General features: G+C 72.1%; 13 protein-coding genes and 2 pseudogenes. 9 read left to right on the top strand and 6 right to left on the bottom strand.

Going from position 1 to position 25,385, the window contains the following annotated elements:
* Positions 1-22 precede the first annotated feature (22 nt).
* The 7 genes and pseudogenes from AB0D57_RS06095 to AB0D57_RS06065 all read left to right on the top strand — a co-directional run.
* Positions 23-466, top strand: a pseudogene (locus tag AB0D57_RS06095) (glycosylase); the annotation flags it as partial.
* A 489-nt stretch (positions 467-955) separates the two neighbouring features.
* On the top strand, positions 956-7,972 hold the full coding sequence (locus AB0D57_RS06090) for an SDR family NAD(P)-dependent oxidoreductase (RefSeq protein WP_362067532.1): 7,017 nt from the start codon (positions 956-958) through the stop codon (positions 7,970-7,972).
* Between the two features lie 5 nt (positions 7,973-7,977).
* Positions 7,978-12,486, top strand: coding sequence for a beta-ketoacyl synthase N-terminal-like domain-containing protein (locus AB0D57_RS06085; RefSeq protein WP_362067530.1), 4,509 nt, complete (start codon positions 7,978-7,980; stop codon positions 12,484-12,486).
* Positions 12,476-12,805 carry a phosphopantetheine-binding protein gene (locus AB0D57_RS06080; protein WP_362067528.1) on the top strand — a complete coding sequence of 110 codons (330 nt, stop codon included), beginning with the start codon at positions 12,476-12,478 and terminating at the stop codon, positions 12,803-12,805. The genes AB0D57_RS06085 and AB0D57_RS06080 overlap by 11 nt, the downstream gene beginning before the upstream one ends.
* A gap of 11 nt (positions 12,806-12,816) precedes the next feature.
* Positions 12,817-13,647, top strand: coding sequence for an alpha/beta hydrolase (locus AB0D57_RS06075; protein ID WP_362067708.1), 831 nt, complete (start codon positions 12,817-12,819; stop codon positions 13,645-13,647).
* A complete protein-coding gene (locus AB0D57_RS06070; RefSeq protein ID WP_362067526.1) occupies positions 13,648-14,832 on the top strand; it encodes a glycosyltransferase in 1,185 nt (394 codons plus the stop codon).
* Positions 14,829-16,616, top strand: a complete 1,788-nt coding sequence (locus tag AB0D57_RS06065) for an ABC transporter ATP-binding protein (protein ID WP_362067523.1) — start codon at positions 14,829-14,831, stop codon at positions 16,614-16,616. Before AB0D57_RS06070 ends, AB0D57_RS06065 begins: the two co-directional genes overlap by 4 nt.
* Here the strand turns inward: AB0D57_RS06065 and AB0D57_RS06060 are convergent.
* Genes AB0D57_RS06060 through AB0D57_RS06040 form a run of 5 tightly spaced genes read right to left on the bottom strand, consistent with a single transcriptional unit; the run spans position 16,573 to position 22,052 of the window.
* Positions 16,573-18,324 (bottom strand): hypothetical protein, encoded by a 1,752-nt coding sequence (locus tag AB0D57_RS06060; protein WP_362067521.1) that lies wholly within the window; start codon positions 18,322-18,324, stop codon positions 16,573-16,575. The two genes, AB0D57_RS06065 and AB0D57_RS06060, sit on opposite strands and share 44 nt — an antisense overlap.
* Positions 18,321-18,977: a hypothetical protein gene (locus AB0D57_RS06055; protein WP_362067519.1), complete on the bottom strand. Its 657-nt coding sequence runs from the start codon at positions 18,975-18,977 to the stop codon at positions 18,321-18,323. Before AB0D57_RS06055 ends, AB0D57_RS06060 begins: the two co-directional genes overlap by 4 nt.
* On the bottom strand, positions 18,974-19,837 hold the full coding sequence (locus AB0D57_RS06050; protein ID WP_362067517.1) for a carbohydrate ABC transporter permease: 864 nt from the start codon (positions 19,835-19,837) through the stop codon (positions 18,974-18,976). The genes AB0D57_RS06055 and AB0D57_RS06050 overlap by 4 nt, the downstream gene beginning before the upstream one ends.
* The gene (locus tag AB0D57_RS06045; RefSeq protein ID WP_362067515.1) at positions 19,834-20,769 is read right to left on the bottom strand and encodes a sugar ABC transporter permease; all 936 of its coding nucleotides are present in this window, start codon (positions 20,767-20,769) and stop codon (positions 19,834-19,836) included. The genes AB0D57_RS06050 and AB0D57_RS06045 overlap by 4 nt, the downstream gene beginning before the upstream one ends.
* Positions 20,766-22,052, bottom strand: a complete 1,287-nt coding sequence (locus AB0D57_RS06040; RefSeq protein WP_362067513.1) for an ABC transporter substrate-binding protein — start codon at positions 22,050-22,052, stop codon at positions 20,766-20,768. The genes AB0D57_RS06045 and AB0D57_RS06040 overlap by 4 nt, the downstream gene beginning before the upstream one ends.
* A gap of 126 nt (positions 22,053-22,178) precedes the next feature.
* On the opposite strand from AB0D57_RS06040, the gene AB0D57_RS06035 reads away from it, so the two are divergent.
* Positions 22,179-23,516 (top strand): Gfo/Idh/MocA family oxidoreductase, encoded by a 1,338-nt coding sequence (locus AB0D57_RS06035; RefSeq protein ID WP_362067511.1) that lies wholly within the window; start codon positions 22,179-22,181, stop codon positions 23,514-23,516.
* A gap of 97 nt (positions 23,517-23,613) precedes the next feature.
* Positions 23,614-24,000: pseudogene (locus tag AB0D57_RS06030) on the top strand (polysaccharide deacetylase family protein); the annotation flags it as partial.
* An 85-nt stretch (positions 24,001-24,085) separates the two neighbouring features.
* On the opposite strand, the gene AB0D57_RS06025 reads toward AB0D57_RS06030, so the two are convergent.
* Positions 24,086-25,303, bottom strand: a complete 1,218-nt coding sequence (locus AB0D57_RS06025; RefSeq protein ID WP_362067509.1) for a cytochrome P450 — start codon at positions 25,301-25,303, stop codon at positions 24,086-24,088.
* Between the last annotated feature and the right edge of the window lie 82 nt (positions 25,304-25,385).

The following is a 25,385-nucleotide window of genomic DNA, read 5'->3' as shown; positions in this document are numbered from 1 at the left end:
GTGGATGCCCGTGCAGATCGTGGTGTTCACCTCGCCGCGAAACCTGGTGGCCCGCAACGCGAGTACGGGTTACCTTCCGTTCGGGCTGTACCGCAACGCCGCCCTCTCCGGGGATCTGCTGCCCACGCTCACCCCGGTGAGCGGGAAGCCGCTCCACTACACGCTCGACGGCACCGAGTTCGCGCCGTTCTTCGAGGGGACCGAGGACCCGACCCACGCCTACTTCCGGCGGTCCGAGCCCAAGGTCGTCTTCGGGAACACCGACTCCGGTGTGGCCGATCCGGCCAAGGCGGACGGCACCACGCTTCTCGACGAGATCTGGGCCGGGGCTCCGTTCAACGACAAGGCCGCGCTGGTCTCCCGGGTGCGGAGCACGGTGAACGCCTGGGTGTCCGCCGGTCTGCTCGGCCAGGCGGACGGCCAGAAGGTGGTGGACACGGCACAGAACGCGTCGTACGCGCCCTGACACCGATCCGAACGGATTCAGCCACGGCCCGGCCGCTCCCGCGGCCGGGCCGTGCTGTTGAGAATGAGCCAATCTACCGGCCAGTACGAATCGTCGCTATTCACACTCAAGTGCCGCATCCAACCCTTTTGGCCGGCGCGCATTTTGATTATGGGAAGGGGGACTGTTGAAGGATTCAATTTACATCGAGGGAAACAATGCGTTTCCATGTTTCCCGATCATGGCGCAAAACTGACGAACCGTCAGCAGGTGTGTCCTCACGTCCAGTTGTGGGCTCGGACCTGCACCTGCAAGCTGTTCACCCATGAATCCGACACCGCTGTGTCGGTGGCGTTACGTCCGTAAAGAACCGCTCCATTGAGAGTTTGACTTTCACGGTGCTGCGCAATAAGCATGAACGTGCTTCGCATCGTCTTCACCCGTCTCCACGCGAAGCGCAAGCGCTCTCCCCCACCATTTCCTCACTCTCGTGTGATTTGGAGCGTTCGCGTGTCTGTGTCGAATTTCGATACTTCCGGCCTGTTTGCTGTCGAGGACATCGTCATCGCCCTGAACCCGTTCGCCGTCCCCTCGGCACGGGTCACCGCGGCCGCCGTGCGGGCCGGCGGTCTCGGCGTGCTCGACCTCACCTCGGGTGGGCGCCGAGCGGCGGCGGAACTCGCGCTCGCCGAGGAGTGGTCGGCCACCGGCTTCGGTGTACGGCTGTCCGACAACGATGCCTTTCCCGCCCAGGACCTCCCCTCCTGTGTGCACACCGTCCTGCTGACCGGCGACGCCTCGTGCACCCCCGCCGACTTCCCCAGCCACCGTGTCCTCGTCGAGGTGACCGACCGCGAGCAGGCATTGCGGGCCGCCACGGCCGGGGCGCACGGACTGATCGCCCGGGGCCACGAGGCGGGCGGAGCCATGGGAGAACTGAGCACCTTCGTCCTGGTGCAACAGCTTCTCGCCGACGCGGAGTTCGACCTGCCGGTCTGGGCCTGCGGCGGCGCGGGCCCGCACACGGCGGCCGCCGTCGTCGCGGGCGGCGGCGCCGGTGTCGTCCTGGACACCCAGCTCGCCCTGCTCGCCGAGGCCGAGGCCGGGCTGCCCGCCGGGACCACCGCGCTGCTCGCCGGGCTCGACGGCTCCGAGACCAGCGTGGAGAACGGCCGCCGCGTAGTACGGCGCCGGGGCTCCCCCGACGGCGCTCCGGCGCCCGAGATCGGCCAGGACGGTTTCCTCGCGGCCCGCTTCCAGGAGCGCTGGGGCACCGTCCGGGCGGCGGTGCGCGGCATGCGCGACGCCGTCCTCGCCGCCTTGAAGAGCACGGGCCCCGCTCTCGGGCCCGGCGGCACGGGCAGCGTTGTACTCGGCACCGAACTGCCCATCGCCCAGGGGCCGATGACCCGGGTGAGTGACCAGGCCGCGTTCGCCGCCGAGGTGAGCGGCCACGGCGCCCTGCCCTTCATCGCCCTGGCGCTCTCCGGTGCCGATCAGACCCGCGCCGTCCTGGAGCAGACCAAGGAGGCGCTCGGGGACGCGCCGTGGGGTGTCGGCGTCCTCGGCTTCGCCGCCGAGGAGATCAAGGCCGCCCAGCTCGCGGTCGTACGGGAGATCCGCCCCTCCCACGCGATCATCGCGGGCGGCCGTCCCGCACAGGCCGCCGAGCTGGAGGAGGTGGGGATCTCCACCTTCCTGCACGTGCCGTCGCCGGGGCTGCTGAAGCAGTTCCTGGAGGCGGGCGCGCGCAAGTTCATCTTCGAGGGCGCCGAGTGCGGCGGCCATGTCGGCCCACGGGGCAGCTTCCCGCTGTGGGAGGCGCAGCTCGGCGTGCTCGACGACTTCCTGGCGGGCGCGAAGAGCGGTACCGCCGCCGAGTTGCGGCTGCTGTTCGCGGGCGGAGTGCACGACGAGCGGTCCGCGGCCATGGTCACCGCCCTCGCCGCGCCGCTCAGCGCCCGGGGTGCCGCCGTGGGCGTGCTGATGGGCACGGCGTATCTGTTCACCGAGGAGGCCGTGAGCGCGGGCGCGGTGCTGCCCCTGTTCCAGCGGCAGGTGATCGCCGCCGACCGCACCGATCTGCTCGAGACCGCTCCCGGACACGCCACCCGCTGCGTCAGCAGCCCCTTCACCGACGAGTTCGCCGCCGTCAAGGAGGACCTGGCGGCCCGCGGGATACCCGGCCGGGAGGTCTGGGAGCAGCTGGAACAGCTCAACGTCGGGCGGCTGCGGCTGGCCAGCAAGGGCATCGAGCGGGTCGACGGCGAACTGAGCGAGGTGGGCGAGGAACGGCAGCTCGCCGAGGGCATGTTCATGGCCGGTGAGGTCGCCGTACTGCGCTCCGCCGTCACCACCGTCGCCGACCTGCACACCTCGGTCACCACCGGGGCGGCCGACTTCCTCGCGGCCCGGCTGGAGGCCCTCGGCATCGAGGAACCGGCCACCGCCCGCACCCCCGAGCCGCTGGACATCGCCATCGTCGGCATGGCCTGCATGTTCCCCGGCGCCCCCGACCTCGCCACCTTCTGGGCGAACGTCCTGGCCGGCGAGGACGCCGTCACGCAGGTGCCCGCGACCCGCTGGGACACCGACCTCTACCACGATCTGAACGGCACCGGGGAGAAGACCCCGTCCCGCTGGGGCGGCTTCCTCCCCGAGATCCCCTTCGAGCCGCTGCGGTACGGGATTCCGCCCGCGTCGCTGCCCGCCATCGAACCCGTGCAGCTGCTGGCCCTGGAGGCCGCGCGCCGCGCCCTGGAGGACTCCGGCTACGGCAGCCGGACCTTCGACCGGGCCCGCGCGTCGGTCGTGTTCGGCGCCGAGGCGGGCAGCGACCTGTCCAACGCCATGACGCTGCGCTCCGTCCTGCCCGCCTACCTGGGCAGCCTGCCGCCCGCCCTCGACGAGCGGCTGCCCCGGCTCACCGAGGACTCCTTCCCCGGCATCCTGGCCAACGTCATCGCGGGCCGGATCGCCAACCGCCTCGACCTCGGCGGCGCCAACTACACCGTGGACGCCGCCTGTGCCTCCTCGCTCACCGCGGTCGACGTGGCGTGCAAGGAACTCGTGAGCGGTACGAGTGACCTGGTGCTGTGCGGGGGCGCCGATCTGCACAACGGCATCAACGACTATCTGCTCTTCGCCTCCGCGCACGCCCTCTCGCCCTCCGGCCGCTCCGCGCCCTTCGACAGCACGGCCGACGGCATCGCGCTCGGCGAGGGGGTCGGCTGTGTGGTGCTCAAGCGGCTCGCCGACGCCGAGCGCGACGGCGACCGGGTGTACGCGGTCATCAAGGGCGTCGGCAGTGCCAGCGACGGCCGGGCGCTCGGTCTGACCGCGCCCCGGCCCGAGGGGCAGTACAACGCGCTGACTCGGGCCTACCGCAACGCGGGGATCTCGCCCGCCGAGGTCGGTCTCGTCGAGGCGCACGGCACCGGCACCGTCGTCGGCGACCGGACCGAACTCGGCTCCCTCACCCGGGTGTTCGAGGAATCCGGAGCCCAGCCGGGCGGGTGCGCGCTCGGCTCGGTCAAGTCGCAGATCGGGCACACCAAGTGCGCCGCGGGACTCGCCGGACTCATCAAGACCTCACTCGCCCTGCACACCGGGGTGAAGCCGCCGACCCTGCACCTCTCCGAGCCGAACCCTGCCTGGGACCCCCGGAGCAGTCCGTTCGCCTTCCACACCGAGGCCCGCCCGTGGTCGGCCGCCCCGGCCGAACGGGTGGCCGGTGTCAGCGCCTTCGGTTTCGGCGGCACCAACTTCCACGTCGTGCTGCGGGCCTACCAGGACGGTCCGCCGCCGGTCACCGCCGCCCAGCAGTGGCCGGCCGAGCTGTTCACCTTCCGGGGCGCGGACCGGGCCACGGCCGTACGGGCCGCCGCCGAACTCCTCGCCCTCGTCGAGGCCGACCCCGGCCCGTACGAGCCGTGGCGGCTGCGGGACTTCGCCCTCAGCGCCTCCCGGCGTGCCGAGTCCGCCGCCTCCCGTGGCGCCCGGGCCTGGATCGCCCTCGTGGCCGCTTCGACCGAGGAGCTGACGGCATTACTGCGCCGGGCGGTCGCGGGGGAACACGCCCCGAAGGAGGGCCTGTTCAGTGCCGACGACCGCGAGACGGGCGGAGTGGCGCTGCTCTTCCCCGGGCAGGGCAGCCAGCGGCCCGGGATGTTCGCCGAGCTGTTCGTGGCCTTCCCCGAACTCCAGCGTCAGTTACGGCTCGACGAGACGACGGCCCGGGTGCTGTTCCCGCCGACGGCCTTCGACGAGGCGGGCCGCAAGGAGCAGCAGGAGCGCATCACCGACACCACCGTCGCCCAGCCCGCACTCGGCCTGACCGGACTCGCCGCACACCAGCTTCTCTCCCGGGCCGGGCTGCGCCCGTCGATGGCCGCCGGGCACAGCTACGGCGAGCTGGTCGCGCTGGCCGCAGCGGGCGCTCTCACCCCCGAGGCCCTGCTCCGGACCAGCCGCGAGCGGGCCGCCGCCATTCTGGCCGCCACCGGCGACGGCGACCCCGGCACCATGGCCGCCGTCGCCGCGGGCGAGCCGGAGGTCGCGGCGGCCCTCGCGGCGGCGGGCCTCACCGGATCGGTGGTGACAGCGAACCGCAACTCGCCTCGCCAGACGGTGATTTCAGGGCCCACCGGGGACGTACTCGCCGCGGTGGAGCAACTGCGCGGCCAGGGCCTGAGCGCAAAACGCATCCCGGTCGCCTGCGCGTTCCACAGCCCGCTGGTCGCGGCGGCAGGCCATTCCTTCGCCGGAGTACTGGCCGAAGTCCCCATCAGCGCACCCGACTTCCCGGTCTGGTCGAACCGTACGGCGGCGCGCTACCCGCAGAGCCCCGAGGCGATCCGGTCCGAACTCGCCGCCCAGATCGGCTCCCCGGTCCGGTTCGCCGACCAGATCGAGGCGATGTACGAGGCCGGTGCCCGGGTCTTCGTCGAGGCCGGCCCGGGATCCGTGCTGACCCGGCTGGTGGGCGCGGTCCTCGGCGACCGGCCGCACCGCACGGTGGCCCTGGAGGACGGCCGGCGTACCGGGCTCGTCGGGTTCCTCGGCGCCCTCGCTCAACTGGCCGTCGCCGGTGCGGACATCAGGACCTCGTGGCTCTTCCAGGGCCGGGACGCGGTCGCGGCAGACGCCCGGACTCCCCGTCGCAAGCGCGCCGCCTGGACCGTCGACGGCCATCTGATCCGTACGGCGGACGGCGCGATCCCCGCCGCCGCACTCCATCCCGCCACGCGCGTCCCGGAGGCCCTCGTGTCCCACAGCACCTCAGCCGGACCGGTGGCCGCCACTGGCTCCGAGGCTCTGATCAGCGAGTTCCTGCGGACGAGCCGGGAGATGATCGCGGCGCAGCGGGATGTGATGCTGGGGTATCTGGGGGCGGAGCCGGGGGCGAGACCGCCGGCTCCGCCCGCCCCGGTCACCTACGCGGACGCTCCGGTCACGGTGACCGCGCGGCCCGCGGCACCGGCTGCCGTGCCCGCGCCCGTCGGCGGCTCGGTCCTGTCGGTCGTGCTGGAGGTGATCGGCGAGCGCACCGGCTACCCGGTCGACATGATCGAGCCCGGCCTCGACCTGGAAGCGGACCTCAGCGTCGACTCCATCAAACGCGCCGAAATCGCGGGCGAGTTGGCCGGACGGCTCGGCCTGTCCACGACCGGCGACACCGACGTGGAAGAGCTGGCGAAGGCGCGTACCGCCGCTGCCATCACCGCGCTGGTCGAGCGGGTCACCGGGCCGGCACCCGCCCCCGTCGCCGAGCGTGTCGCACCGACCGCCGAGTCCGTACTGGCGCTGGTGTTGGAGGTGATCGGCGAGCGCACGGGCTACCCCGTGGACATGATCGAACCAGATCTCGACCTGGAAGCGGACCTCAGCGTCGACTCCATCAAACGGGCGGAAATCGCGGGCGAGTTGGCAGCCCGTCTCGGCGTGACCGCGACGGGCGACACCGACGTGGAGGGACTGGCGAAGGCCCGCACCGCCGCGGGTATCGCCGCCCTGGTGGGCGGCGTTCGGGGGGAGGCAGCGGGGCCCGAGGCTCCGGAACCCGGCCCGGCCGACGCGGAACCCGTCGTCGTGGCGCCCAAGCGCCTCGTGATGCGGGAGTTCGACCTCGCCCGCACAGACACCGAGCCCGTCAGCGGCCGACTGATCGGCCGCAGCTTCCTGTTGCTCGGTGCTGCCGGACCGGTCACCGACGCGCTGACCGCCCGCCTCACCGCGCACGGCGCCCACGCGATCACCGCAGACGAACCCCCGGCCGATCAGCCCTTCGACGGGATCGTCCACCTCGTCGCCCCGGACGCCCCGCCCGTCCTGCCCGACGCCTACCCCTGGTACCAGCGCGTTCTGGCGGGCGACCCGCGCTGGGTGCTGGCCTCGGGCAGCTCCGCCGGGCTGCGCGGCTTCTTCCGCTCCGTCGCACGCGAGTACCCCGACACGGTGGCCCGGGTCGTCGAGCACGCCGCGGACACCACGCCCGAGGACATCGCCGCCGGTCTCGTCGCCGAACTCGTCGCGGACGACCGCGAGCCGGTCGTGCTGCGCACCCCCGGCACCCGCCGCGGACTGCGCATGACCGAGGAGAGCCTGGGCCTGCTCGGCAGTACGGGCGCGGGCCCGGCCGGTGACGGCGCCGCCGAGGCCGCCGCGCTCGGCCTGGACTGCGAGTCGGTCGTGCTGCTGGTGGGCGGTGCCCGTGGGATCACCGCCCGGTTCGCCGCGACCCTGGCCGCCGCGAGCCGCTGCCGGATCGAGTTGTTCGGCCGTACCGCGCTGCCCGAGGGCGCGGAGGACCCCGCTCTCGCAGCCGCGGGCACGGCGGGCGAGCTGCGGTCCGCGCTCATCGCCGGCGGGCTGCGGGTGCCCGCCGAGATCGAGCGGGCGATCGGCCGGATCCAAGCCGAGCGCGAGGTGCGCGGCACCCTGCGCAGTCTCGCCGGCCTCGGCTCCGAGGTGCGCTACCGCGCCGTGGACGCGCTGGACGGCGACGCCGTACGCCGGGCGGTGAAGGAGATCCACGCCGAGCACGGCAGACTCGACGGCGTCGTGTACGCGGCGGGCGTGATCGAGGACAAGCTGATCGCGGAGAAGGCCCCGACGTCGTACGACAGGGTGTTCCGTACGAAGGTCGACGGCGCGTGTGAACTCCTCGACGCGATCGGCGAGTTGCCGGACGGGCCCCGGTTCGCCGTGCTGTTCGGCAGTATCGCGGCGACCCTCGGCAACCGCGGCCAGTCCGACTACGCCGCCGCCAACGACGCCCTGGAGACCCTGGGCGCCCGGTGGGCGGACGCCGGGGCGGGCAGACGCGGGCTCACCGTCCACTGGGGCCCCTGGGCTCCGACCGGCGACGGCAACCACGGCATGGTCACCCCCGAGCTGATGCGGCACTACGCGGGCCGTGGCATCCAGCTCATCGACCCCGACGAGGGCACCCTGAGCCTGCTGCGCGAGCTGGCCTGGGGGCCCGAGGGCGACACCGCCGTCGTCTACACCGCCTCCGGCTGGTGAACCACATGACAGGAACACGCGCCGAACCCATCGCCATCGTCGGCATGTCGGTGCTCTTCCCCGGCGCCCCCGACCTCGCCACCTACTGGCACAACCTGGTCTCCGGCGTCGACGCCATCACCGAGGTGCCCCCGGGCCGCTGGGACGCCGACGAACACTACGCGCCCGGCGCCGAGCCCCGCGCCGACCGGGTCTACTGCCGGCGCGGCGGCTTCGTGGACGAGCTGGCCGAGGTGGACGTCACCGAGTTCGGGATCATGCCATCGGCGGTACCGGCGACCGAGCCCGACCAGCTCATCGCGCTGCGGGTGGCCGCCCAGGCCCTCGCCGACGCGGGCGGCGCGGACCGGCTGCCCGCCGACCGGCACCGGGTCGGGGTCGTCCTCGGTCGCGGTGGCTACCTCACTCCCGGCCTGGTCAGGCTCGACCAGCGGGTACGGACGGCCAGTCAGCTCGTACGCACTCTGGGCGAGCTGCTGCCCGACCTCGACGCCGACCAACTGGAGGCCGTACGGCAGGCGTTCACGGACCGGCTGGGGCCCGAGGCGCCGGAGTCGTCGATCGGTCTGGTGCCCAACCTCGCCGCGTCCCGGCTGGCCGGACGGCTCGACCTGCGCGGCCCCGCGTACACCGTGGACGCCGCCTGCGCCTCCTCGCTCATCGCCGTCGACCACGCGGTACGCGAACTCGCCGACGGGCGCTGTGACGTGATGCTGGCGGGCGGGGTGCACCATTGCCACGACATCACCTTCTGGAGCGTGTTCAGCCGGCTCGGCGCGCTGTCGCCGAGCGAGCGCATCCGGCCGTTCCACCAGGGCGCGGACGGGGTGCTGATCGGTGAGGGGACCGGCGTCGTCGTGCTCAAGCGGCTCGCCGACGCCGAGCGCGACGGCGACCGGATCTACGCCGCGATCACCGGTACCGGCGTCGCGTCCGACGGCCGTACGACCAGTCTGATGGCGCCCGATTCCGGCGGCCAGGTGCGCGCGGTCCGGCAAGCCTGGCAGGCCGCCGGTCTCGACCCGGCGGCACCCGGCTCGATCGGGCTGCTGGAGGCGCACGGCACCGCCACCCCGGCCGGTGACGGCACCGAACTCGCCACGCTGGCGGAGGTGTTCGGACCGCCGTACGGGGAAGGGGATTCCGGCGTACCCGCCGCCGTCATCGGCTCGGTGAAGTCGATGATCGGCCACACCATGCCCGCCGCGGGCGTCGCCGGGCTGATCAAGGCCGCGCTCGCCGTCCACCACGGTGTGCTGCCGCCGACCCTGCACTGCGACGACCCGCATCCGGCGCTGGCCCGCACCCGGTTCGCCCCCATCGACACCGCCCGCCCCTGGCACACCGACGAACGGCAGCCGGTACGCCGGGCCGCCGTCAACGCCTTCGGTTTCGGCGGCATCAACGCGCATGTGGTCCTGGAGCAAGTGGCGGCCACCCGGACGGTCGAGGTCTACGAGCCCGAGCGGGTGCTGCGGCTGACCGCGCCCACGCCCGAGGCGATGGCCGCGCTGCTGGACCGTACCGACTCCGCGATCCTCGCCGCCGGTCTCGACGAGCGCGCGCCCGCGTCCGGTGCGGTGCGGCTCGCCGTCGTGGGGCCCACCGCGAAGCGGCTGGCGCTGGCCCGCAAGGCGGTCGCCAAGGGCAAGGGGTGGCGAGGCCGTAACGACGTGTGGTTCGTGCCGCGCCCGCTGCTGGGACCCGGCGGCGGAAAGCTCGCGTTCGTCTTCCCCGGCCTGGAGGCCGAGTTCGCGCCCAACTCCGAGGACGTCGCCCGGCACTTCGGGCTGCCTTGGTCGCAAGCCGTCAGCGACGCCACCGTGGGCGACGTGGGCCGCCAGGGCACCGGTGTCTTCGAGCTCGGCCGGCTCCTCGACACCGCGCTGCGCCGACTCGGCGTCGTCCCTGACGCGGTCGCCGGGCACAGCCTCGGTGAGTGGACCGCGATGGCCGCCGCCGGGATCCACGCGCCGGACGAGGTGGACGCCTTCCTCGCCGGCTTCGACCCCGACACGCTGAGTGTTCCCGGGCTGGCCTTCGCCGCGATCGGCGCCCGCGCCGAACAGGTGGTCCAGGAGCTGGACGGCCGCAGGGACGTGGTCCTCTCGCACGACAACGCGCCCAACCAGTCCATGATCTGCGGCCCGGAGTCCGCCGTCGCCGAACTCGTCCAGCGTTTCCGGTCCCGTGCGGTGATCTCGCAGATCCTGCCGTTCCGCTCCGGCTTCCACACCCCGATGCTGGAGCCCTACCTCGACCCGATCAGGAAGGCGGCCGAGACCTACACCCTCCACCCGGCCACGCTGCCCCTGTGGTCCGCGACGACCGTCGCCCCGTACCCGGACGAACCGGCCGCGATCCGCGCCCTGTTCATCCGCCACCTCCTGGAGCCGGTGCGCTTTCGGCCGCTGGTGGACACGATGTACGCGGCGGGCTTCCGCGCCTTCGTCCAGCTCGGCGCGGGACAGCTCGGCTCACTCATCGGCGACACCCTGCACGGCCGCGACCACCTCGTGGTCCCGGCACACTCCCCGCACCGCTCGGGCCTGCCCCAACTGCACCGCGTGGCCGACGCGTTGTGGGCGGACGGGGCGGAACCCGACCTGGCGCCGCTGCTGGGGACGATACGGTCGGCGGCTCCCGCGCGCGCCGGGCGCCGACCGGTCCGGCTGGACCTCGGCGGCAGGAACGTCTCCCTGGACCCGGAGACCCGCGACCGGCTGAGCGCCACGCTGGCCCGGCGCCCCACCACACCGCAGGACCTGAGCGCACTGAGCGAACAGGGCGCCCTGGGCGCGGAGTTGTCGGCACTGCTGCGGGACGCGACGGCGCTCGCCTCGGACGTGGTGACGGCGGCCCGCCGCGGACCCGGGACCACAGCGGCTCCCCCCGTCATGCCCGCCCCCGAACACCGCCCGCTCGAAACACCCGAACCCCGCCCGCTCGAAACAGTAGGACCCCGCCCCCTCGAATCCGCCCTCCGGGTCTCCGTCGACACCATGCCGTACCTTCTCGACCACTGCTTCTTCAAGCAGCCCGCCCGGGCCGAACCGGCCGACAGCTGGCCGGTGGTACCCGGCACCACCGTGATCGCCCATCTGATGGACTTCGCGGAACGCGCCGCCCCCGGCCGCCGGGCGGTGGCCGTCCATGACGTGCGGCTGCACCAGTGGGTCACGGCCACTCCGGCACTCGACATCCCGGTACGGATCGTGCCCGAGGGCCCGGACCGGGTCTCCGCTTCACTCGGCTCGTACGCCCGAGCGGTGGTCGAACTCGCGGCGGATCACGGTCAGTTCACGCCCGCCGCACCCTGGACCTTCCCGGCCGCCCAGGAGGAGCGGCCCGAGATGACCGCGGAAGAGCTGTACACACGCCGCTGGATGTTCCACGGCCCGCGCTTCCAGGGCGTACGGGAGCTGACCGCGATCGGCGAGAGGCACGTACGCGGGGTACTCGTCACCCCGCCCGCGCCCGGCGCGCTGCTGGACAACGTCGGCCAGCTCCTCGGCTACTGGATCATGTCCCGGCTGCCGGTCCGCACCATCGTGTTCCCGGTCGGCATGAAGGGGATCCGCTTCCACGGCCCGCACCCCGCGCCCGGCGAACGGCTGGAGTGCCTCATCCGGATCACCTCCGTCACCGACGCCACGCTCGAAGCCGATATGCAGCTGGTCCATCGGGGACGGGTGTGGGCGGAGTTCACCGGCTGGCAGGACCGCCGCTTCGACAGCAATCCACGGATCCGCGCGGTGGACCGGGAGCCCGAGCGGTACACCCTGTCCCGGATGCAGCCGGGCGGCTGGGCGCTGGTCCACGAGGAGTGGCCCGATCTCGCCACCCGCGAGCTGATCATGCGGAACATGCTGGCCGGCGAGGAGCGCGAACGGTACGCGGCACACGCGCCGCGCGGCCGACGGCAGTGGCTGCTCGGCCGGATCGCCGTCAAGGACGCGGTACGGCACCTGCTGTGGGACGGCGGCGCCGGCCCCGTCTTCCCCGCCGAGGTGCGGGTCGGCAACGAACCGACCGGCCGCCCCTTCGTCACCGGCGGCTACGGCCGGACCCTGCCCCCGCTGCATGTCTCCCTCGCCCACCGCGGCGACACGGCGGTGGCGATGGCCAGGACCGACGGGCCCTGCGGCATCGACATCGAGGAGGTGACCGACCGCCCCGAGGGCACCCTCGCCGTCGCCCTCACCACAAGCGAACGCGCGTTGCTGCTCGCACTCGCCCGGGATCCGCGAGCAGCCCCCGAGCGGCTCTGGTTCACCCGGTTCTGGGCCGCCAAGGAAGCCGTCGCGAAAGCGCGCGGCACCGGGCTCGGCGGCGAGCCCAAGCTGTTCAAGATCACCGCGGCGGACGAGACCCGGCTGACCGTCCGCAGCGCGGGCGAGGAGTACCGCGTACGGCACTGTGCGCTGACCCCCCAGCCGTCCGGAGGGCCCGGCACGGAGTATGTCGTGGCCTGGACGGCCGTCAACGATCAGGAGAACGCAGATGACCACTGAACTCGAAGGCGTCGTACGGCTGCCCGCCCGCGACGAGACGACCGTACTCGCGGACATCTCGGCCATCCTGCGCACCGTGCTGGAGGAGTACGGGCTCGACGACGCCGACATCACCCTGGAGACGTCCTTCCACGACGACCTGGAGCTGGAGAGCATCGACCTCGTCACCCTCTCCGCCCGACTGCGGGAGTTCTACGGGGAGCGCGTCAACTTCGCCGCGTTCATCGCCGACCGCGGGCTCGAGGAGATCATCGCGCTGACCGTCGGTGATCTCGTCGGCCATGTGGTGGACTCGCCGGCCGTCGCGGAGGTGAGCTGACCGTGGCGACGATGCGGGTGAACGGCCTCGACGTGCACGTCCAGCGGCTCGGCCACCACGACGAGGCTCCGCGCCCGGTCGTGGTCCTCATCCACGGCCTGCTCATCGACAGTCTCGCCAGCTACTACTTCAGCCTCGCGCCGCAGCTGGCCGAGGAGGGCCTGGACGTCGTCATGTACGACCTGCGCGGGCACGGCAGGACCTCGCGGCCGCCGACCGGCTACCGGATGGAGGACTTCGTCCGCGACCTCGACGCCCTGCTCGACACGCTGGCCGTCGACCGCCCCGTACACCTCGTCGGCAACTCCTTCGGCGGCGCCGTCGCCTACGCCATGGCCGCCGCGCATCCCGAGCGGGTCGCCAGTGTCATCGCGATCGAGGCCGAGCCGCCGGCCAGGACCTGGGCCGAGACCATGTCCGAGGGCCTGGTCGGCGAGGGTGGCGGCCTGGTGGTCCAGGAAGTCACCCAGTGGCTGCGGGAGAACCCGGGCCGGCGCAACGAGCGGCCGTTCCGGGCCGCGGGCCGGGTGCTCGACGAGACCGCGCTCGCCCAGGAGCTCCCGCTCAGCGCTCTCCTCGACGAGGACCTGTCCGCGATCCGCTGCCCGGTCTTCGCCATCTTCGGCGGCGCGTCGTATCTCTCCGCCCAGACCGGGATGCTGGAGGCCTCTCTCGCCGACTGCCGTACGGTCGTGCTGCCCGACCGCGGTCACTCGGTGCTGGTGGAGGCCACCAAGGACACCTACGCCCTCGTGCGGGACTGGCTGCTCGGGCAGAAGACGCAGGAGGCCCAGCGGACGCAGGGGACGCAGGGTGCGCACGCGCTGCGGGAGGCCCGCTAGATGGGCCGGTTCCTGTTCGTGGTGCCCCCGCTGGTGGGGCACGTCAATCCGGCCGTGGGCACCGCGGCGGCGCTCGCGGCCCGCGGGCACGACATCGCCTGGGCGGGCCTTCCCGAGCTGGTCCACGGCCTCGCGGGGGCCGACGCCGTCGTCTTCCCGTGCGCGCTGCCGGACGACGGGCTGTCCCGGCCCGCCGACCTGAAGGGCCCTGCCGCCTTCCAGTTCCTCTGGGAGAGCTTCCTCGTCCCGCTGGCGGACGCCATGGCGCCCGGGGTACGGGGGGCGATCGAGGCGTACGACCCCGATGTCGTCGTCTGCGACCAGCAGGCGGTGGCGGGCGCGCTGGTCGCCGAAGCGCTCGGGCGGACCTGGGTGACCTCGGCCACTACCTCCGCCGAACTGGTGGACCCGCTGGCGGGCATGCCCAAGGTCGCGGCCTGGCTGGACGGACTGCTCGCGGAGCTGCGCGGCCGGATCGCGGGCGGCAGGGGTGGCGCGGACCCCCGTTTCTCCCCGCACGGCGTGCTCGCGTTCACCACGCGCGCGCTGCTCGGCCCGGTCGCACTCCCCGACCGGGTCTGGCTGGTGGGCCCCTCCGTCGCCGCCCGCCCCTCGAGCCCCGACGACTTCCCCTGGGACTGGCTGGACGCCTCCACGCTGCCCACCGTCCTGGTCAGTCTCGGCACGGCCAACAACGACGCCGGCGCCCGCTTCCTGAACGCGGCCGCGACGGCGCTGGGCGGGATGGCGGACCGGGTGCGGGCCGTGCTCGTCGACCCCGGCACCGTCGTCGAAGGGCCGCTCGCCGACACCCTCCTCGTACGCCGTCATGTGCCTCAACTCGCCCTGCTGGAACGGCTCGACGCGGTCGTCTGCCATGCCGGGCACAACACCGTCTGCGAGTCGCTGTGGCACGGCGTCCCGCTGGTCGTCGCGCCGATCCGGGACGACCAGCCGATCGTGGCCGGTCAGGTGGTCGACTCGGGCGCCGGGGTACGGCTGCGGTTCGGGCGCGCCGATCCGGCGCGGATCGGGGCCGCGATCGAGGCCGTCCTCGATCCCGCGGGAGGCCATCGGAAGGCGGCCGAGGCGGTCGGGGAGTCCTTCCGTGCCGCGGGCGGCAGCGAAGCCGCCGCCGACCGCCTGGAAACGCTGTCGGCCGTGACGGGAGTAAGAGGCTCATGACCGCAGAAACAGCCCCCACCGGTTCGCTGGCCGCCCTGGTCGGCTACGCCCGGCCCCACTGGAGGGTCCTGCTCCTCTCCCTGACCCTCACCCTGCTGGCGAGCGTGTCGGGACTGGTGCAGCCGAAGTTCGCGCAGACGATCCTGGACCGGCTGGACGACGGCGCCGGCGTCGCCGCGCCGGTCGCGCTGCTCGCCGCGTTCCTGGTCGCGGGCGCCCTGCTCACCGGCCTCAACGCCTGGCTCCAGCAACGCACTTCGGAGCGCGTGGTCCGGCAGGTGCGGCGCGGTCTGGTGCACCGGCTGATCCGGCTGCGGGTCGCCGAGCTGGACCGGCGGCCCCCCGGCGACCTCATCGCCCGCGTCACCTCCGACAGCACCCTGCTCAAGAGCGCGGCCACCGAGGGCCTGATCATGACGGTCAACGGCGTACTGACCTTCGCCGGGACCCTGTTCATGATGGCGACGCTCGACGCACGGCTGCTCGGCGTCACCCTGCTGGTGCTGACCCTGGTCGGCGTCGTGATCACCGTCGTCCTGCCCCGGATCAAGGCCGCCGTGGCCCGCTCCCAGACCTCCGTCGGCGCGGTCGGCGCCGTGCTCGACCGCACCCTCGGCGCGGCTCGCACGGTCAAGGCCAACGGCGCCGAGGGCCGCGAGACCCGGGCCGCCGAGGACGCGGTCGAGGAGGCGTACGCGGCCGGGCTGGTCGGCGCCCGCTACAGCGCGCTCGTCACCATGGTCGGCGGCGCCGCCATCCAGACGGCGTTCCTGGTGGTGCTCGGCGTGGGCGGCACCTTCGTGGCGAACCGCACGATGTCGGTCTCCGAGCTGATCGCCTTCCTCCTGTACGTGTTCTTTCTGGCCAGCCCGGTCTCGCAGCTGGTCGGCGGCGCCGCCCAGCTGCAGCAGGGACTGGGCGCGGTGGGCAGGATCCAGGAGGCGGGCGAGCTTCCGGTCGAGGACGACATCGACGCGCCCGCGCACCCACCCGCCCACGCCGCGCCACCCGCCATCGAGCTGACCGGAGTCGAGTTCGCCTACCCGGACCGGCCGCCCGCCCTGCGCGGCGTGAGCTTCACCGTGCCCGGCGGCACCCGGACCGCGCTCGTCGGCCTGTCCGGCGCGGGCAAGACCACCCTCTTCTCGCTCCTCCAGCGCTTCTACGAGCCGACCGCCGGCACGATCAGGTTCGGCGGCCAGGACATCTCCGCCCTGTCACGCGCCGAACTCCGCCACCGGATCGCATACGTCGAGCAGGACTCCCCCGTCATGGCCGGCACGCTCCGCGAGAACCTGCTGTACGCCGCGCCCTCGGCCACCCCGGAGCACCTGGCCGAGGCACTCGAGGTGACCCGGCTCGACGCCCTCGTCGCCCGCCTCCCGCAGGGCCTGGACACGGCGGTCGGCCCGCGTGGCGTCACCCTCTCCGGCGGCGAACGCCAGCGCCTCGCGATCGCCCGGGCCCTGCTGCGCCGCCCTCAGGTGCTCCTGCTCGACGAGGCGACGGCCCAGCTCGACGCCCGCAACGAACAGGCCCTGAGCGAACTCGTGGCCCGTACCGCGGGCCACTGCACGGTCCTCCTGATCGCCCACCGGCTGTCCACGGTCACCGACGCGGACCAGATCGTGGTCCTGGAACACGGCGACGTCCGCGCCACCGGCACCCACCACTCCCTGGTCGACGACGACGATCTCTATCGCGAACTGGCCGCGACCCAACTCCTCTCACAGCCTCGGATCAGCGCAGCGTCAGCCGGTACGTCAGCGGCGAGCGCCCCGTGATCAGCACCCGCACCCCGTCCGGAGTCAGCGAACCGCGCATCCACGCATAGCGCTCCCCCGGGTCCACCACGGCGGGCTGCCGGCCTCCCTTGCCGTTGCCGGGGCCGAAGGTGATGCGGTCGGCGCCGACGGTGTAGGTGGCCTCGCCGGACACGAGTTGGTGGGTGTCCGGCGAGCCGGGGACGGGCTCAAGGCCGTCCCCGGTCAGGGTGCCGCCGGGCCGGAAGCAGAGTTCCAGGGCGAGCGGGCTCGCGCAGCCGTCGCCGGACAGGGCGAAGTCGATGTCCCAGGCCCCGTCGCCGACCTCCCGCACCAGGACTTCGGTACGCAGGGTCCGGTACTCCTTCGGGCGGTGCGGGAAGTCCATCGCGGACCAGAAACGGCTGTCGTCGGTGAGGGCGTAGTCGCCGTCGGGGCGGCGCCGCTCGGGCGGCAGGGGGTGGTGGAAGGCACCGCGCACCTCGGCGTGCAGGCGCCAGCCGTCGTCCGTGCGCTCCAGCCCCTCGGCCCGGAAGGGGCCCAGCGCGAAGAACCGCGGGGCCAGCCGCAGCGAGTCGAGGATCGCCGCGCCCTTGCGCATCTTGAAGAAGGTGGGGTTCGTGGACAGCCCCGACGAGATGGCGTGCAGCTCGGGAAAGTCCGTACCGCCGAACACACTCGCCGTATGCGTGCCTCTGCGGACCCGGACCAGGCGGCAGCTGTCGTCGTGGTGCTCGAAGTCGTCGGGAAGGTCCGCCGCTTCGGGCAGTCGCGCCGCCAGTTCGGGCTGGTCCAGAACCTGGGCGAGGCGGTCGCCGAGCGGGGTCTCGCCGAAGATCTGGCCGGTGCCGCGCTCCTGGAGCAGCGAGGCCACCGCCGCGAAGCGTCCGTCGCCGTCCCGCAGCGCCATCTCCCGGTACTGGAGCCAGAACTCGGGCAGATGCCGGATGCCCGTCTGGTCCTGACGCCGCGAATGGACCGTCTCCACCTCGCCGTTGGGCTCGATGACATACAGGCCGGCGGTGAGGTTGTCGCGTACGTTCGTGTAGAAGTCCGTACGTCCGTAGTGGCGGGCCAGCACCAGCAGCGCCGGGTTGGTCACCGCGGCCGAGTAGATGGGGCTGCGCTCGCTGTACTCGCCGCCGGGCAGCTGGTCGATGCCCTCGGCGAGCCAGGCGTCGATGCGCTGCGGGTACGCGGGGTCGGGCCAGCGGGCGTGGATCCGGGCGAGGGCCGCGCAGACCAGCCAGCGGTGGTTCGCGGTGTGCACGCCGCCGGTGGCGAGGGCGGGGCCCGCCTTGCGCAGGATCCGTTCGATGGTCGCCCGCAGCTCGACGGTCGGCTCGTGGGCGTCCTCGTCGAGAAGGTGGTAGGTCAGGTTCAGGTCGGCGATCGAGAAGGCGGTGTCCGGCGGATTGCCGTCCGCGCCGTGCTCCCACACGCCGGTGGCGTACTGCTCCTCGGCGAGCGTGTCCGCGAGCTCGGCGGCGGGGCCGAGCAGCGCCTCGCAGTGGTGGTACGCCGAGCCCTCGTACACGTACACCGATACGAGCGTGCGCAGGAAGCGCGCCGCGAGGCGGGCCTCACCCCCGTCACGGAGGTGGATCAGGCCCTCGGCGTACCCGTCGAGTATCGCCTTGGCCCGGCTCTCGGCGGTCGCGGTGAGCAACTCGACGAATTCGGTGTCCAGTCGGGCACCGCTGTCGGGGAGGGCGGCGAGGAAGGTCACTGGGTCTCCTGAACGGGGTCGCGCTTGTCGTCCACGTCACTGTGGTCGATGTACTTGTCGGTTGTCTTCTTGTCCCGGACGTCGATCGCGGTGAGCGCCATGGCCAGCGGCCCCGGCGCCAGGAACGCCAGCGGCACCAGCATCCACGCGCACAGTACGGCCGCCACCAGGGCGAGCAGCACCAACGCGCTGCCACCCACGTCACGGACGGAGTCGAGCGCCGCGCCCCGCACCGCCGCGCGCCAGTCGGTGAGCGACTCGGGGCGCGCGCAGGCCCGCAGGCCGACCACGGCGGCGTACGCGCCGATCGCGGCGGCCACGATCGCGAACAGCGGTGCTCCCGGCAGGCCCACGCCCGCGAGCGCCAGGTCCGCCGCGAGCAGCAGCACGCCCGCGATCCAGACCAGCCCGGCCACCAGGTCCGCCGTCCACGGCCGCCGCCGCAGCAGCGTCACGTACCGCCGTGCGGTGGCGGGTTCGCCCACGCCGGCGCCCCGCAGCAGCGCGCACGCCGTCGACAGCGCCGCGGGTACGGTCACGATCGGAAGACAGGCGACGGCCGTGAGCACGCCCACGCTCAGCACATCCGCGAACAGTGTCATCCGGGGGCCGAAGATCTCGCCCGGCTCCCGGACCGTACGGTCCGCGCTCATCCCTTGATCCCCGAGTTCGCCATGCCCTCGACCAGGAACCGCTGGAAGGCGAGGAAGAAGAGCACGATCGGCAGCAGCGCGATCACCGACATCGCGAACATGGGGCCGAAGGCCGAGGTGCTGGAGGCGTCCACGAACGACCTGAGGGCCAGCGTCAGCGTGAACTTCTCCGGTGAGAAGAGGTAGATGAGCTGGGTGAAGAAGTCGTTCCAGGTCCAGATGAAGGTGAAGATCGCGGTGGTGATCAGGGCCGGGCGGGTCAGCGGGAGGATGACGAGGAAGAAGCTCCTGAAGGGCCCGCAGCCGTCGATCCTGGCCGCCTCCTCCAGCTCGCGCGGCAGCCCCCGCATGAACTGCACGATGAGGAAGACGAAGAAGGCCTCCGTGGCGAGGAACTTCGGCAGGATCAGCGGCCAGTACGTGTTCACCATGCCGAGCTGGTTGAAGATGATGTACTGCGGGATCAGCACGGCGTGGTGCGGCAGCATGATCGTGGCGATCATGAACGCGAACAGCGGGCCGCGGAAGCGGAACCTGAGGCGCGCGAAGGCGTACGCGGCGAGCGAGCACGACAGGACGTTGCCGAGGACGGCGCCGCCCGCGATGAACAGCGAGTTGCCGAGCAACTGCCACACGGAGACGTCGTTCACTCCGTCGAGGGCGGTCGTGTAGTTGGACCACTCCAGGTGGCTGGGCAGCAGGTCGAGGCTGGCGATGACCTCGTTCGCGGGCTTGAGCGAGGTCGCGAGCAGCCAGGCCAGCGGGTAGAGCATGACGAGCAGCGCGGCCAGACAGCCGACGTGCAGCGCCACACGACGCCAGGCGATCGGCTTGCGGACAGCGGCGGTTGACGTACTCATCGGTCCCCCTCGGACGCGTAGAAGACCCAGGAGCGCGAGGTGCGGAACAGCACCGCGGTGACGGCGCCGATGACGAGGAGCAACGCCCAGGCCATCGCGGAGGCGTAGCCCATGTGGGAGGCGACGAAGCCGCGGTCGTAGAGATAGAGGGTGTAGAAGAGCGTCGAGTCGGCGGGGCCGCCCTTGCCCGCGCTGACGGCGAAGGCGGGGGTGAAGACCTGGAAGGCCTGGATGGTCTGGAGCACCAGGTTGAAGAAGATCACCGGGGACAGCATCGGGACGGTGATGGAGAGGAACTGGCGCCATCGGGAGGCGCCGTCGACCTCGGCCGCCTCGTACAGCTCCCCCGGAATCTGCTGGAGTCCGGCCAGGAAGATGACCATCGGGGCGCCGAACTGCCACACGGTCAGCAGGGCCACGGCCAGCAGCGCCCAGCCGGGCCGGTTGACCCAGCCGCCGGTGCCGAGCAGATGGTCGACGGTGCCGCCGTCGTTGAAGATCGCCCGCCACACCAGGGCGACGGACATCGAGGCGCCGAGCAGAGAGGGCGCGTAGAAGGCGGAGCGGTAGAAGGCCTTGCCGTGCCGCATGTTCTTCAGGGCGAGCGCGACGACGAGGGCGAGCCCGAGCTGCAGCGGTACGGCGATGACGACGTACATCAGCGTCGCGCCGACCGAACGCCAGTAGCGCGGGTCCTCGGTGAACATCTGCGTGTAGTTGCGCAGGCCCACCCAGTGCGGGGCGCTGAACAGGTCGTAGTCGGTGAAGGAGAGGTAGAGCGAGACGGCCATCGGCAGGAGGGTCAGTACGGCGGCGCCGAGGACCCAGGGCGAGAGGAACACCCAGGCGGCGCCCTCTCGGCGGCGCTTCGGCCTGGCGGTGGCGGGGCGCGGGCGGACCCGGGTGGCGGGCAGGTCGGTGGTGGTGGTCATGACCGCAGCTCCGCCTTCGCCTCGGTGACGTAGTCCTCGGCCGCCTCGCGGGGCGACATCCGCTCGTACGACACCTGGTCGTAGTCACGTTGGAAGGTGGTCTGCAGGGCGCTGTCGCCCGAGGGCGGTGCCTGGGGCGGCGCGTCGAGGTCGCCTTCCAGGCCCGCCTGGAAGTCCCCGATGGTCTTGTCGAAGTCCTTGAGTTCGGGGGCGAGATCCGTGCGGATCGTCTCGTTGACGGGGATGCCGCGGGTGGCGCCGAGGATGGCCGCGGCCTCCGGGTCGTTGAGCATGAAGTCGATGAGCTGGGCGGCCTGGTCGGGGTGCCCGGTGTCGGCGGCGGCGCCCAGGAACATGGACGGCTTGAAGTACTGGCCGGGGGTGCCGTCCGCGCCGGACGGCATGGGGGCGAGGGTCACGCCGTCCGGGACGAGGGCCAGGTAACCGCTGGTCGGAGCGTCCCAGTTGAAGTCGGAGACGGCCTTGCCGCGGCCGAGCGGGGTGTTCTCGACCGAGCCGTCGAGCTGGGTCGTCTGCTCGGCGGGCGAGACCGCGCCCTCGCGGCGCAGCCCGTCGGTGAAGGTCCACCAGCGGGTCAGGTCGTCCGCGGTGAAGCCGAGCCGGCGGTCCTTGGTGTAGAGGGACTTGCCCTGGCCGCGCAGCCAGACCTCGAAGGCGTCCTCGCTCTGCCCCGGGTCGGTGGCACCGGGTTTTCCGGCCTTCTCGGCCAGCGCGCGCATGGCATCGGCCCAGTCGTCCCAGGTCCAGCCCTCCTGGGGCAGGGCGACCCCGCTCGCCTTCCACCCCTTGGTGTTGTAGACGACGGTCTCGGTGCCGCGCCCCTGCGGGACGGCGTACTGCTTGTCGTCCACGACTCCGGTGGCCAGCAGTCCCGCGTCGATGTCGTCGGTGCGCAGAGCGTCCTGCTTTCCGAGGTCGAGGAGCACGCCGCCGGACGCGTACTGGTCGATCATGCGGTAGTCGAGCTGCATCACGTCGGGGGCGTCGCCGCCGGCCGCCTGCGTGGCCAGCTTCTGCTTGTACGGCTCGTATCCCGCGAACGACGTCTGCACCTCCACCCCGGGATGCCCCTTCTCGAAGAGCGAGACGGCCTGCTCGGTTCTGGCCGCGCGGTCCGGGTTGCCCCACCACGTGTAGCGCAACACCACCTTCCCACCCGTACCGCTCGACCCTCCCGAGTCGGAGCAGCCCACGAGCGTCGCCGCGCAGAGTGCGAATACGACTGCTGTGGTGCGGGACTTCATTGTCCTGTTGCCGGGCATGAGTGAGTCACCTCTCCCATTCAGAAAGCGCTTGCACCGGGGTCGACCATAGGTAATGTGCGGATGTCACTACAAGCCCCGTACACCGATCCACAGGACCGGATCCTCAGGACGGACGGAGACCATATGACCCTCGACCGGGAACGCCGCCGCTGCGCCGTGGTAGGTCTGGGCGCCCGCGCCCAGCTGTACACCGAGGCACTGTCCGGACCTCACGCCGACCTCATCGAACTGGTCGGCTTCTGTGACGTCAACACGCACCGGATGGCCGTCCACAACGAGTGGATCACGGCCGCGCACCCGGGCCGGGCGCCCGTACCGGCGTACTCGGCGGCGGACTTCGACCTGATGCTGCGCCGCGAACGCGTCGACCTGGTCGTGGTGTGCAGCGTGGACAGCACCCACGACGAGTACATCGTGCGCGCCCTGGAGGCGGGCTGCGACGTGGTGACCGAGAAGCCGATGACCACCGACGCCGACCGCGCCCGCCGCATCCTGGACGCCCAGCGACGCACCGGACGCGAGGTGCGCGTCGCCTTCAACTACCGCTACAACCCGGTGCATTCGGCCGTACGGGAACTCCTCGCGTCCGGCGAGATCGGCGAGATCGGCTCCGTCCACTTCGAGTGGCTGCTCGATCTGCGGCACGGCGCCGACTACTTCCGCCGCTGGCACCGCGACAAGGCCGACTCCGGCGGCCTGATGGTCCACAAGTCGACCCACCACTTCGACCTGGTGAACTGGTGGCTGGGCACCCACCCCGAGACCGTCTACGCACAGGGTGGCCTCTTCTTCTACGGCGACACGGCCGGCCGGCGCCGCGGCCTCGCCCGCCCGTACACCCGCGCGCACGGCTCCCCGGCGGCGCGGGACGACCCCTTCGCCGTACACCTGGCGGATTCGTCCGTCCTGCGCGCCCTGTATCTCGACGCGGAGCACGAGGACGGCTATCACCGGGACCAGAACGTGTTCGGGCCGGGCGTGACGATCGAGGACGACATGGCGGTCCTGGTCCGGTACGCGTCCGGCGCCACCCTCACGTACCACCTCACCGCGTACGCCCCCTGGGAGGGTTACCGCGTCTGCTTCAACGGCAGCGAGGGGCGGCTCGAGCTCCTCGTCGAGGAGTCGACGTGGTCCCGGCCCCGGATGCGTACGGACGGCGCGAGCCCGGTCATGCACGGCGCCTCGGTCGGCGACGAGGCCGGGCGCACCGAACTGCTGCTGCGGCGATTCTGGGAGCCTCCGCGCGAGGTGAAGGTGCCTACGGGTGAGGGCGGGCACGGCGGCGGAGACGTCCGCATGCTGGCGGATCTGTTCGGGCAGCGGACCGGCGCCGCCGATCCGCTCGGGCGCGCGGCCGACGCGGTGGACGGGGCGAGGTCCCTGGTGACGGGCCTGGCGGCGAACCGGTCGTTCGAGAGCGGACTGCCGGTGGGGGTGCGGGAGTTGCTGGACGTCTGAGCAGGGGTTTTCCTGACGGTCGAGCACGCCACGGGGACTATACATGCAGCGTATACACTGCACGTATAGTCCCGGCATGCCTTCTCTGAGCAAGAAGATGAAAAGCTCGCGGACCGGGTTCCGGTCGGCGGCCGCCCTTGTGACGGCCGTCGCGCTCGCCCTGCCGCTGACGGGGTGCACGACCCTCGACGTCACCGCGCCGGCCGCCGCCCGCGCGCAAGCCGGCTCTGCCGCCGACAGCCGGGGGGCTTTCGGGACCGTGGACTGCCGCAAGGCCAAGTGCATCGCGCTGACCTTCGACGCGGGGCCGAGCAAGCACTCCGCCGAACTGCTCGACATCCTCAAGGAGAAGAAGGTCCCGGCGACCTTCTTCCTACTCGGCAAGCGCCACATCGAGAAGTACCCGGAGCTCGTCAAGCGGATGGCCGCCGAGGGCCACGAGGTGGCCAGCCACACCTGGGACCACAAGATCCTCACGCGTCTCGAGCCGGCGGAGGGCTCAACTCGCGGCTCTCAGCCACGGCCCTCAGCCCCCGCGGCCTCGACCCACGACCCTCGACCCACGGCCCTCAGCTCAGGCGGACCGGCAACGCCCGATACCCGTGCCCGATGAAGGACTCGGCGAGCCGCGCGGGCTCCTGCTCCTCGTCCAGGCTCAGCCCCGGGAAGCGCGCGAAGAGCGCCGGGAGCGCGATGGACGCCTCCAGGCGGGCCAGCGGGGCCCCGACGCAGTAATGGACGCCATGGCCGAAGGCGAGGTGCTCCTTGTCCGCGCGGGTGAGATCGAAGCGGCCCGCGCTCTCGCCGTGCCGCAGGGGGTCACGGCCGGCCGCCGCGTACGTCGCCAGGATGGCGTCGCCCCGCGCGATCAGCATGCCGTCGGGCAGCTTGATGTCCTCGACGGCGTACCGCAGCGGAAGGTTGGCGATGGAGGGGGTCCAGCGGAGGGTCTCCTCGATGACCTCGCTCCAGGGAATCTCCGCACTCAGCACCCGGGCGAGTTGGTCGGGGTGGGTCAGCAGGGCGTGCACCGCGTTGCCGATCAGATTGACGGTGGTCTCGTGCCCCGCGCCGATGACGAGGAGGAGCGTGTCGATCAGCTCGGACTCGGTGAGCCGTGAGCCCTCCTCGTCCCGGGCCGCGATCAGCGCGGTCGTCATGTCGTCGCCGGGCTGCTCCCGCTTCAACTCGACCAACCCCGCGAGTAGTTCATGGACCTCCCGATAGGTGGCCATGGCCTGCTCGGGAGTGATGGTGGTGTCCATGTTGGCCTCGATGAGGCGCGCGGTGTCGGCTCGTTTGTCCTCGGGCAGACCGAACAGCTCGCAGATCACCCGCATCGGGAGCGGGTGCGCGTAGGCGGACCGCAGCTCGGCCCGTCCGTCGGGCGCCTCGGCCATCCGGTCGAGCAGGGTGGCGGCGAGTTCTTCGATACGGGGCCTCAGCGCATCGGTACGGCGTTTCGTGAACGCGGGCGAGACCAGCTTGCGCAGCCTGCGGTGGTCGGCGCCGTACGCGGTGAACATGTTGGTCACGCCGACCCAGAGGTTGATCCAGCTCTCGCGGTACTCACCGTTGATCCAGGCGGGCCAGTGCTGGTTGGGATCCTTGGAGACCCGGTCGTCGGCGAGCAGCCGCTTGAGGATCTCGAACTGAGTGGGGGCCCAGGCCCGTATCCCGCCCGGAAGTTCGATGAGCTCAGCGGCACCGCCTCGCTCGCGCAGCCTGTCCGCCTCACCGTGAAGGTCGGCGCCTGCGGGGTCGATGACGTAGGGCTGGTCGGGCACGGGGGCTCCTGTCGTGGGGGCAGCTTAACCGGGGAATACTCCCCACTTATGATGCGGGGCTGACAGAAGGTGCGTCAACAGC

This window comes from Streptomyces sp. NPDC048275 (assembly GCF_040652275.1).
Classification (GTDB): domain Bacteria; phylum Actinomycetota; class Actinomycetes; order Streptomycetales; family Streptomycetaceae; genus Streptomyces.
This window is presented reverse-complemented; position numbering and strand designations above follow the sequence as displayed.

What these genes read in the sequence shown, in the direction of transcription:
- AB0D57_RS06085 (WP_362067530.1), top strand. Translation starts at nt 7,978, where the DNA reads ATGACAGGAACACGCGCCGAACCCATCGCCATCGTCGGCATGTCGGTG.
- AB0D57_RS06080 (WP_362067528.1), top strand. Translation starts at nt 12,476, where the DNA reads ATGACCACTGAACTCGAAGGCGTCGTACGGCTGCCCGCCCGCGACGAG.
- AB0D57_RS06075 (WP_362067708.1), top strand. Translation starts at nt 12,817, where the DNA reads ATGCGGGTGAACGGCCTCGACGTGCACGTCCAGCGGCTCGGCCACCAC.
- AB0D57_RS06070 (WP_362067526.1), top strand. Translation starts at nt 13,648, where the DNA reads ATGGGCCGGTTCCTGTTCGTGGTGCCCCCGCTGGTGGGGCACGTCAAT.
- AB0D57_RS06065 (WP_362067523.1), top strand. Translation starts at nt 14,829, where the DNA reads ATGACCGCAGAAACAGCCCCCACCGGTTCGCTGGCCGCCCTGGTCGGC.
- AB0D57_RS06055 (WP_362067519.1), bottom strand. Translation starts at nt 18,977, where the DNA reads ATGAGCGCGGACCGTACGGTCCGGGAGCCGGGCGAGATCTTCGGCCCC.
- AB0D57_RS06050 (WP_362067517.1), bottom strand. Translation starts at nt 19,837, where the DNA reads ATGAGTACGTCAACCGCCGCTGTCCGCAAGCCGATCGCCTGGCGTCGT.
- AB0D57_RS06045 (WP_362067515.1), bottom strand. Translation starts at nt 20,769, where the DNA reads ATGACCACCACCACCGACCTGCCCGCCACCCGGGTCCGCCCGCGCCCC.
- AB0D57_RS06040 (WP_362067513.1), bottom strand. Translation starts at nt 22,052, where the DNA reads ATGCCCGGCAACAGGACAATGAAGTCCCGCACCACAGCAGTCGTATTC.
- AB0D57_RS06035 (WP_362067511.1), top strand. Translation starts at nt 22,179, where the DNA reads ATGACCCTCGACCGGGAACGCCGCCGCTGCGCCGTGGTAGGTCTGGGC.